The sequence below is a fragment of the Paraburkholderia fynbosensis genome (assembly GCF_902859935.1).
Lineage (GTDB): Bacteria > Pseudomonadota > Gammaproteobacteria > Burkholderiales > Burkholderiaceae > Paraburkholderia > Paraburkholderia fynbosensis.
The window spans coordinates 1-8976 of sequence record NZ_CADIKI010000057.1 but is presented as its reverse complement, the minus strand read 5'-3'; the positions used below and the strand labels follow the sequence as shown (position 1 = coordinate 8976).

Annotated in this window: 8 protein-coding genes and 2 pseudogenes; 6 read left to right on the top strand and 4 right to left on the bottom strand. The window is 59.4% G+C overall.

Features of this window, described 5'->3' with window-relative positions:
* Positions 1–190, bottom strand: a 190-nt coding sequence (locus HV770_RS37835) for a transposase (RefSeq protein WP_175166504.1), incomplete at its 3' end; no start/stop codon positions are given.
* A 279-nt stretch (positions 191–469) separates the two neighbouring features.
* Positions 470–1497: pseudogene (locus tag HV770_RS37830) on the bottom strand (IS110 family RNA-guided transposase).
* A gap of 515 nt (positions 1498–2012) precedes the next feature.
* Here HV770_RS37830 and HV770_RS37825 point away from each other — a divergent pair.
* Positions 2013–2222: pseudogene (locus HV770_RS37825) on the top strand (helix-turn-helix domain-containing protein); the annotation flags it as partial.
* A 476-nt stretch (positions 2223–2698) separates the two neighbouring features.
* Here HV770_RS37825 and HV770_RS37820 read toward each other — a convergent pair.
* Positions 2699–3646 (bottom strand): AraC family transcriptional regulator, encoded by a 948-nt coding sequence (locus HV770_RS37820; protein ID WP_175166502.1) that lies wholly within the window; start codon positions 3644–3646, stop codon positions 2699–2701.
* 101 nt (positions 3647–3747) lie between these two features.
* Here HV770_RS37820 and HV770_RS37815 point away from each other — a divergent pair, with 101 nt between their 5' ends.
* The 5 genes from HV770_RS37815 (at position 3748) to tnpA (ending at position 8741) form a co-directional block, all read left to right on the top strand.
* The gene (locus HV770_RS37815; RefSeq protein ID WP_175166501.1) at positions 3748–4659 is read left to right on the top strand and encodes an SDR family oxidoreductase; all 912 of its coding nucleotides are present in this window, start codon (positions 3748–3750) and stop codon (positions 4657–4659) included.
* 20 nt (positions 4660–4679) lie between these two features.
* The gene (locus tag HV770_RS37810; RefSeq protein WP_175166500.1) at positions 4680–5645 is read left to right on the top strand and encodes an SDR family oxidoreductase; all 966 of its coding nucleotides are present in this window, start codon (positions 4680–4682) and stop codon (positions 5643–5645) included.
* Positions 5646–5862: 217 nt separating this feature from the next.
* On the top strand, positions 5863–7569 hold the full coding sequence (locus HV770_RS37805; protein ID WP_246291629.1) for a CocE/NonD family hydrolase: 1707 nt from the start codon (positions 5863–5865) through the stop codon (positions 7567–7569).
* Positions 7570–7578: 9 nt separating this feature from the next.
* Entirely contained in the window at positions 7579–8160 is a 582-nt protein-coding gene (locus HV770_RS37800) for a methyltransferase (protein ID WP_175166499.1), read from the top strand.
* A gap of 176 nt (positions 8161–8336) precedes the next feature.
* Positions 8337–8741 (top strand): IS66-like element accessory protein TnpA, encoded by a 405-nt coding sequence (gene tnpA / locus HV770_RS37795; RefSeq protein WP_175166498.1) that lies wholly within the window; start codon positions 8337–8339, stop codon positions 8739–8741.
* Here the strand turns inward: tnpA and HV770_RS37790 are convergent.
* The coding region (locus HV770_RS37790; RefSeq protein ID WP_175166497.1) for an IS3 family transposase at positions 8704–8976 on the bottom strand (273 nt) is incomplete at its 5' end. The genes tnpA and HV770_RS37790 overlap by 38 nt on opposite strands.

Here is an 8976-nt window from a genome sequence, read left to right as displayed (position 1 = left end):
CGGCACTGACTGCCGACAGGCTGCCATCCTGATACAGCTTGCGCCAATGGAACAGCTGGTTCGGATTGACGCCGTGCTGGCGTGCAACCATCGAGACCGACTTGCCTGGCTGGAAACTCTTCCGCACCATCGCCAGCTTTTCTTCCGCTGACCACCGCCGCCGGCGCTCCGGCCCCGTCAACACTTCCATCACTTCGTGCTTGTTGTTAGTCAAAATCTATGGTCGCCCCCATTTTTGCAATGCTGGTTTTCGATGTTGTTTTTGGCTTGCTCAAATCTATTCGGCGTCTCTTGAAGACAAAGCCTTCGCGCCACGATGAGAGTCGCGCCTGACGATCCCTAAAAAACACATCGGCTTCGAAAGCCGCCTTGACTATCGGGGTTGCCGTCAGGCCGGTATGCCGTTCACGTCATCGAATTTCCAGCGATCGCAAAACCAGATGGTTGACTTCGAAGTTGTTTGCCGCGCTCAGTCCGCCGGCAACTGACAGGACGTAGATCCGAATACGGTGTTTCGTGCAGATATCGCCCATGCAATTCTGGCCAGTTTGTTCGCGAGCGCGCGTGCGACGACGCTTGAATGTCATCGGGTCAGCAGACCGCGCACCCAGTCCGCCAACGCCCCGGATCTTCTTTCTAGTCCGCGCATGTATGACCGGGCACATTGCACGAGCAGGCGCCTTATATTTTTGTCACCCCGCTTACTGATTCCAAGAAGGTTGGCCTTGCCGCCTGTGCTGTACTGACGTGGAACAAGTCCGATCGAGGCTGCATATTCCCGGCTGCTGCGATACAGCTTGCCATCGCCGACCTCTGTTGAGAGCACACTCGCAGTAACGGGTCCGACTCCTGGAATTGTCATCAGTCTCTGACCTAGATCGTCATCCGCGAGTTGTCGAGCCAATTCCTTGTCGATCTCAGCGATCCGCTCATCGAGATCCTTGTAGTGTGCATGGAGCCGTTCGAGTATCACTACGAGACGCGGAGGAAGAGTGTGCTCAGCGAGGACCGACGGCAAACGCTTCATGATAGTGCTGCCCACCGGCAGACTGATGCCAAACTCGAGCAAGAATCCGTGTACCTGGTTGCCCGTACGAACGCGCGCTCTCACAAATGATTCGCGCACGCGATGCAGTGCCGATAGCACCTGCTGAGGCTCTGTTCGCGGTGTGACGAAACGCATGGAGGGCGGGATGCTGCCTCGCAGATCGCTTCCGCATCAGCGAAGTCGTTTTTGTTACTTTTGACGAAGGGTCTCACAAAGTGCGGTGAGATTAGCCTGACGCGGTGTCCGAACGCGCCCAGGGTGCGGGCCATGAAGTGCGCGCCGGCACAGGCTTCCATGACAATGGTGCAGGATGGAAAGTTCGCTAGTAGCTCCACGAGCTGCTTGCGCGTCATTTTCCTCCGGAACACTTCGTTGCCCTTCCGGTCCTGGCCGTGCAGGTGAAAAGAGTGCTTGCCGAGATCAATTCCTATGAGCGCCACATCTTGCATGATGGTTCCCCTTGGTAGAAGGCCTCCGTAGCGTAACCTGACCTCGGAGGCGGGGGCGACCATCTCATTAACACAGTCGTATGCCTACCCGTTATTTTAAGCGGGAGACTGTGTCCGGTGATTCAAGGGGCCGCTCCAAACAGATCGATTTCATGTTCCCACGCTTTCGCGATCTCTTTCATATTCCCATACAGAGTAGTAATACTAACTTAATATAGGAAAAAAATAAGTACGGCTGTAGTGTTAAGTGATGAGCGGACGCATGGATACCAAGGAGGCGGTTGCAACAAACCAACCGCAACGTCTCCGGTTATAGCACAGAGCGGAAGGCTCGCTGTTTACGTTCGCGCCCGATCGGCACCCATTACGCCTGGATTTCTTTAGCGTGTTACGGTTCGGATTTGCGGACGAAGACGCAATTCTATTCGAGCCTTGCCTTGGTGCTCGCTGCCCGGCATTTGACAACGCAACTGTCCTTGGCCTGCCCCATCGATAACTCACAGACTGACTTGATTATGGCGAGAAGACCGTCCCCTGAGCAACGACGCGAGCTTGGAATGTTCCTTTCCAGCCGCCGCGCGCGTTTGCAGCCCGCACAATTCGGCTTGCCGGAGGGCGCCCGTCGCACGCCCGGCTTGCGGCGTGAGGAAGTCGCGGTCCTCGCGGGCGTTAGCGTGAGCTGGTACACTTGGCTCGAACAGGGCCGCGATATCCAACCCTCCGCCGTGGCCGGCATGCCGGTCTGGGCTGCATCAAGGGAATTGATCGACGCCCAAAAGTTCGGATAGAACGAACTGATCGGGGTCGTCCAGTCGAGCTTGGCCGACGTACCCGGTGCCCTTTGGGTACCGGAACGACCTAGCGTCAGGTAGTTCGCAATGACATCGTCGCCGGGTGTCTGCCACGTAACCGTGCTACCGGCCGCCGCCGCATATGGCCAGCTTCTGGCGAAGCTCAGCAGCATTGACCGCACGAAGGTCGGCGAGATATTGACCGTCTGGGGGGGCGCGTTGCGCGGCGCCGATGCGGTGGAGCCGGTTGCTGACGCCGCTGCGGCCGGTATCAGTGGAACATCAGGCAGAGTTCGGCCGGTCACATCGCGTCATTCACTCCCGCGACTTCGCGACGCTGCGCTGTCGCTTGCATTGCAGACAGCGGCCGTTCGATTTGACGAGTGGTACGACGCACCTACGCAGATAGGTCATTGAGGTCGCAATGCCACATTGGCATCGCTCGTTCCCGCTTTTTGCTGTCGACTATATTGGCGCGGAGAACAGTTCATCACTCGTTTGAATGCAGTGCTAAAGGATTTGTCGGATTCGTAGCCAAGGGCGAGACCGATTTCCGAAACTGAATCGCGGGAATGAGTCAATCGTTCTGCGGCCAGCATCATTCTCCAGCGCGTCAAATATTCCATGGGCGAGAGCCCAACCGTCTCCTTGAATCGCAGGGCGAACGTCGTGCGCGACATCGCCGCCTGCTCGGCCATGGTCTGCAAGGTCCACCTGCGACCCGGCGAGGCGTGCATGGCATCAATCGCAGCCCGCATGCGCTTGTCGGACAATGCGAAAAGCCAACCGACGCTTTCCCGGCGCTCGTTCGACAAATGAAGTCTTAACACCTCGACAAGGACCAGGGTAGCCAACTGCTGCGCGACGATGAATTCGCCCGGCTGCACATCGCTCAATTCCTGCCTCATGCGCTCGACGCACCATCGCAGTGTTGCCCGATTCGGCTCCTCGCGGACATGCACAAGCGGGGGCAGCATGCTTAACAGCAGATCGGCCTGGCCATCGGCTAGCGTGAAATAGCCGCCGATGCTCAGAAACTCGCCCCCTCCGTTGTACGTCACGACGCGCCCGTCATGGACCTGTGGCAGGAGCGTACGGACGTCGACCGGTTCGACGGCCAGATTGCTGGCCAGACGAAAAGGCTTTCCTGCCGCCAGCAGGAAGCATTCACCTTCACTCACCTTCACGGGGTCGGGTACCCCCTCGACCAAAACCCAACACCGGCCATGAAGCACGGCGTGAAATTTGATGCCGTCGTGCGCGCCGAATTGCACGGCCCAGTCTCCGTTCGCATCGAAGCCGCCGGACAAATAGCTGCGCAGCTTCAGTAACGACAACACTTCCGATAGCGGATCCACGTATCAACTCCGAACGATCTAAAACCAAATACGAACTCTACGCCGTAGTTCGTCCAGCGCCAAACCCTTAGTCTGTCGCTGAAACGATCAGGAGGTGGGTTATGCGCGTATTTGTCACTGGGGCGACGGGCTGGGTTGGCTCCGCCGTCATCCGGGAACTGATTGAAGCTGGACATGAGGTCATCGGTCTGGTCCGCTCCGCACGGGGCGTAGAAAAACTGGCCGCCGTCGGTGGACGATCGCTCGTCGGCTCACTCGAAGATGTCGAGCGCTTGCGCGAAGGAGCTTCCGAAGCGGATGCGGTGATCCATACGGCCTTTAACCATGACTGGTCGCGCTTCGCCGAGAACAGCCTGGTGGAGCGAAGTGCCATCGAGGCGATTGGCGCGACGCTGGAAGGTTCCAGCCGCCCGTTTCTCGTCACATCCGGTGTCGCCTTACTGGCTCCCGGTCGAATCGCGACAGAGGAAAACATTGCACCTCCCGTCTCCGAGAGGTTCCCCCGGGCATCGGAGGCCGTCGTTTCAGAACTGATCGCGCGTGGCGTAGGGGCGACCACGATACGCCTGGCACCGTCGGTTCACGGTATGGGCGACCATGGTTTCGTGCCGCGTCTTGCCGCGATCGCTCGCGAAAAAGGTGTCTCTGCGTACGTGGGGGAAGGACTGAACCGCTGGCCTGCCGTGCATCGGTACGATGCCACCCGCGTCTACCGGCTTGCCCTCGAGAAAGTTACGGCGGGAGCTTTTCATGCAATCGGCGAAACGGGCGTTGCACTCAAGGACATCGCTGAGGCTATAAGCCGTAGCTTGGGCTTGCCGCTGGTTTCACTCTCTCCGGACGAGGCCGCTGAACATTTCGGATGGTTTGCACCATTCGTGGCAGTTGATGCGCCTGCTGCAAGTGATCGCACGCGGGCGCTTTTGGGCTGGATGCCTGAGCAGGCTGGCCTCCTCGCCGACCTTAGGCAATCCGGTTATTTCAGCATCGGATCGGCCACGTCTTCCCACTGAATACATCGAAGGAGCCCGGAATGCGGGTTTTCATCACGGGCGCCACAGGCTTCATAGGCTCAGCTATCGTTCGCCGTCTCGTCACCGCCGGCCACGAGGTTACCGGCCTCGTACGCTCGGCGAATGCCGCCGCTTCGCTTGAGGCCTTGGGGGCTCGAGCTTGCCGCGGGACGATCGAGGATCTCCACGTCCTACGCCGGGCTGCAGTAGCTGCGGATGGCGTCATTCACACCGCCTTCTTTCATGCGCTCTCGCAAGCCAGCCTCGGTATCCGTGTACGAATCCTGTTCGGCGGTCGCCCAAGGAATATCGTCGAGCGATTCACAACTGCGGCCGTCGGGACAGAGCGGCGCGCCATCGAGACATTCGGTGGCGCACTCGAAGCAAGGAAAGGCTCGCTGATCATCGCGTTTCCGACGATGGCGATGGCATCGGGGCGACCGGCACTTGAAACCGATGCCGCCGATCCTGGTGCGGTGGGCGGGCTCAGGGCGCAATCCGAAAAGGCGGCCTTGGATCTCGTCGCAACCGGCGTGAGCGCCACGGTCGTTCGGTTGCCGCCGTCGGTGCATGACGAGACCAGGCTCGGGCTCGTCACGCGGTTGATCGAGATCGCACGGAAGAAGCGGATTTCCGCCTATCCGGGGGACGGGAACAACAGATGGGCTGCCGTGCACCGGCTCGACGCATCGCTGCTGTTCCGGCTCGCGCTCGAAAGCGGCGAGGCGGGTGCCCGCTATCACGCTGTGGCCGAGGAAAGCATCCCGTTTCGTGACATCGCCGAGACGATTGGCCGCCATCTCGACGTCCGGGTCGTGCCTTTGTCAACTGAAGACGCTGCGAGGCATTTTGGCTGGCTAGCGCCCTTTGTCAGCGCAGATAACCCGGTTTCCAGTCAGACCACACGGGAACGATTGGGCTGGGAGCCACGCCATCCGCAGTTGATGACCGACCTAATGGCTTCCTTGCGCGACGTAGGTCGTTAATGTCTCTCGTGCTCCGGACACAGCACCGAGGCACCAGCGAGTGATTGCCGTGTACGCGGAAACGAGGGCCCGCCTGAATGGCCCGGCGAAGCGGGTTCTACAACAACCAGGAGTAGTTCCGATGCGTTTGACCAGATTTGCGCCGCTAGCCGCGACATTTTTCATCGCGTTCGCGCAGTCGGCACACGCTGAGCGTGTCGACAGTGGCGTGCCGGGGATGCTTTTCGATCATGACGTGCCTGTCGCCATGATCGATGGCGCAAAGCTGAGCATCAACATCTATCGTCCGGACAAGCCCGGCCGTTATCCGGTGCTGATGCTGATGGGGCCTTATGGCAAAGACACCAGCATGGCCGATGCACCCGCGTACAGGACGTCGTGGGCCAAGCTCATCGCGAAGTATCCGGACCTGTGCAAGCAGTCTTCCTGCCGATATATCCGGTTCGAGGCTCCCGATCCGGAACGCTGGGTTCCGAAAGGCTATGTCGTTATCCACGCCGACGTGCGGGGCGCTGGCGCATCGCCGGGTGTTCTCGATCCTTTTTCGCCGCGCGAAACGCAAGACTACGCGACGCTGATTACCTGGGCCGCGCATCAGCCATGGAGCACAGGCAAGGTCGGTCTGCTCGGTACATCGTACCAGGCAATCAACCAGTATCAGGTCGCCGCTCTCAAGCCCGAAGGCCTCGCCGCGATCCTCCCCTGGGAAGGCGCCTTCGATCAATATCGTGAGATCGCTTACTACGGCGGCATCCTCAACGTGGCGTGGCGGTTCTGGTGGCAACATCAGGTCGTGCCTAACCAGAACGGCAACGCCGGGACGCCGCTGGTCGATTCCATCGGGGGAGGCAAGGACACCGGCTTACCGCTTTCGCAGGAGCGTCTGAAGGACAACCGCGTCGATCCCGTCGGAGTCTTCGCCAGACATCCGTTCGACGACGCCTGGTACCGCGAGCGCACACCGGACGGGCGCCGGATCACGGTGCCGTTGCTCGACGTCGCCAACTGGACCGACTGGAGCACACGAGGTTATCTTGCGGCGGCCAGCAAGCAGAAGTGGCTGCGCATCCAGACCGGCGACCACTTGACGCCCTTCTATTCGGACCAGGCCCTGGCGCTGCAAAAGCGCTTCTTCGATCATTTCCTGAAAGGCATCGACAACGGCTGGGAACAGGAGCCGCGTGTCGCCGTGCAAGTCAGGCGGCCAGACGGCACGACATGGCGAAACGAGAAGGCATGGCCATTGCCTGATACGAACTGGGAACACTACTATCTCGACGCGGCAAGCGGATCGATGGGCCAGGCGCTCGAAGCCGCCGCGCCTGCTGCGAAATCCTGGCCGGGTTTAGGTGAAGGGCTGACATTTACGACCGCACCATTTACGAACGAAACAGAGTTCACGGGTCCAATCGCTTTGCGATTGTGGGTCAGTTCCTCGACGGCAGATATGGACATTTTTGCGGCAGTTCGGCTCATTGATCCCGAAGGCCGCGATGTCACTTTCATGGGAAATAGTGATCCGAACGTACCGCTCGATCTTGGCTATCTGCGGGTTTCGCACCGCGCTGTAGATCCGGCGAAATCCGCTGCCTGGCGGCCGTCTCATCCGCACCTTGCTGCCGAGCCGATGACACCTGGACAACTGTATCCGGTCGACGTGGAGTTCACGGAGCCGACGAGCATCGTAATTCCCAAGGGATATCGCCTGGCCCTGACGATCCAGGGGAAGGACTTCGGCTATGGGCCAGGCGCGCCGATCGTGCACGCGAAAGACTACGATCTTCCGGACGACAGCCATTCCGGGCTGTTCTTCGCCGCTCATCCCAATCGCGATTCCGCTCTATACGGTGGAACGGACACTGTCGTGACGGGTAGCAAGCATGCATCGTACTTGTTGTTGCCTCACGTTCAGCCTCGCAGCTGAGTCAATATCGTGGCGGCCTCGTTTATTCCGTTTTTTGCCGTTTTCCTGACCCTGCTCGTCGGCGCCTCCCTTTTGATTTCCACCGCGTTGACAGGCGTGCCGACGCTCTCATCAAGAAGATCCGAAGTGGACGACATTGTCGCATTGCTCAAGCATGCGAAGCTGCGAAAGCGCGCGTTGATCGTCGATCTGGGAAGCGGATGGGGCGCGCTCGTGATTGCGCTAGCACGAGCATTCCCTGAGGCGTCCGTTCAGGGCGTGGAGATATCGTTATTTCCGTACCTGGTTTCGTGCCTGAGAACGCACCACTTGCCTAACGTGTCGCTGAAATGGGGGAATTTCTTTCATAGCGATCCCGGCAGCGCCAATGCAGTCGTCTGTTATCTGATGCCGGGCGTTATGGCGAAGCTGGGCGACTTTCTTGACAAGGCTCTCAAGCCAGGAACCTTCATCGTGACCAACACATTCCTGTTCCGGGAGCGCCGGGCGGCGGCCGTTCGCCGGAGAGGATTACGCGGGACCGTCGCCCTCTACATTTGGCCCGGTCGTCATTGGACGGTCAAGGACGGCGACGTCAGCGCTCGGGTCTGAGATGCATGTCCAAGGCTCAGGGGGTACTGAAAACACAGTCATCTTCTCCTCCCTCACTGCGCGACATCCACTTTTCAGTCACGGATCGACAGTAAGCGCGCGATTTCCCCCACCTAGCTTTTGCGTCTGGCAGGATCCACGATTGCGTCCGCAACCACAACTTGCGGACGCAATTTATGACCCAGGATGACCTTTCATTTTTGCCGTTGCGGGTGACACGCGTTGGGGTGGGCGGCAAGCGCAGCTTCGATTCTATGGACAAGCGACGGCTGGTGGAGGCCTGCCTGCAGCCGGGTGCATCTTTGTCTGCGCTGGCGCTGAAGGCCGGGGTGAACGCCAACCAGCTGCGTAAATGGGTTCGGCTGCATCGGCAGGCGCAAATGCCCTTGAGCGACAACGACATGGCCGCTTCAGCGTCGGCGTTTGTGCCGGTCGTCGCGATCGCCAATCCCGCACCGGCGCCTGCTTCGATGCCGTCTGCAAGCGCGCAGCAACAACATCAGTCGTTGCTGAGGTCAGTCGGAATCCGTGGACGCCAACGGGTTAAGCAGCGATTTTACTCGAATGGAATCGCTGCGTGAAAGCGGCCGGCGACAGATAGTCCAGGCGTTCCTGTGTTCGCTGCCGGTTGTAAAAGATTTCGATGTATTCCGTGATTTGTTTGCAGGCCTGGTCGCGGGTCGAGAACTTGCGATGATAGACGAGTGAAGTTGACCCAGAAAAACGGACATCTATCCTTTGGAGAAGGAGGTGCCGATTATGGGCAAGCATCGTACCCCGTACCCGGCGGAATTTCGGGCGCAAATGGTCGAGCTG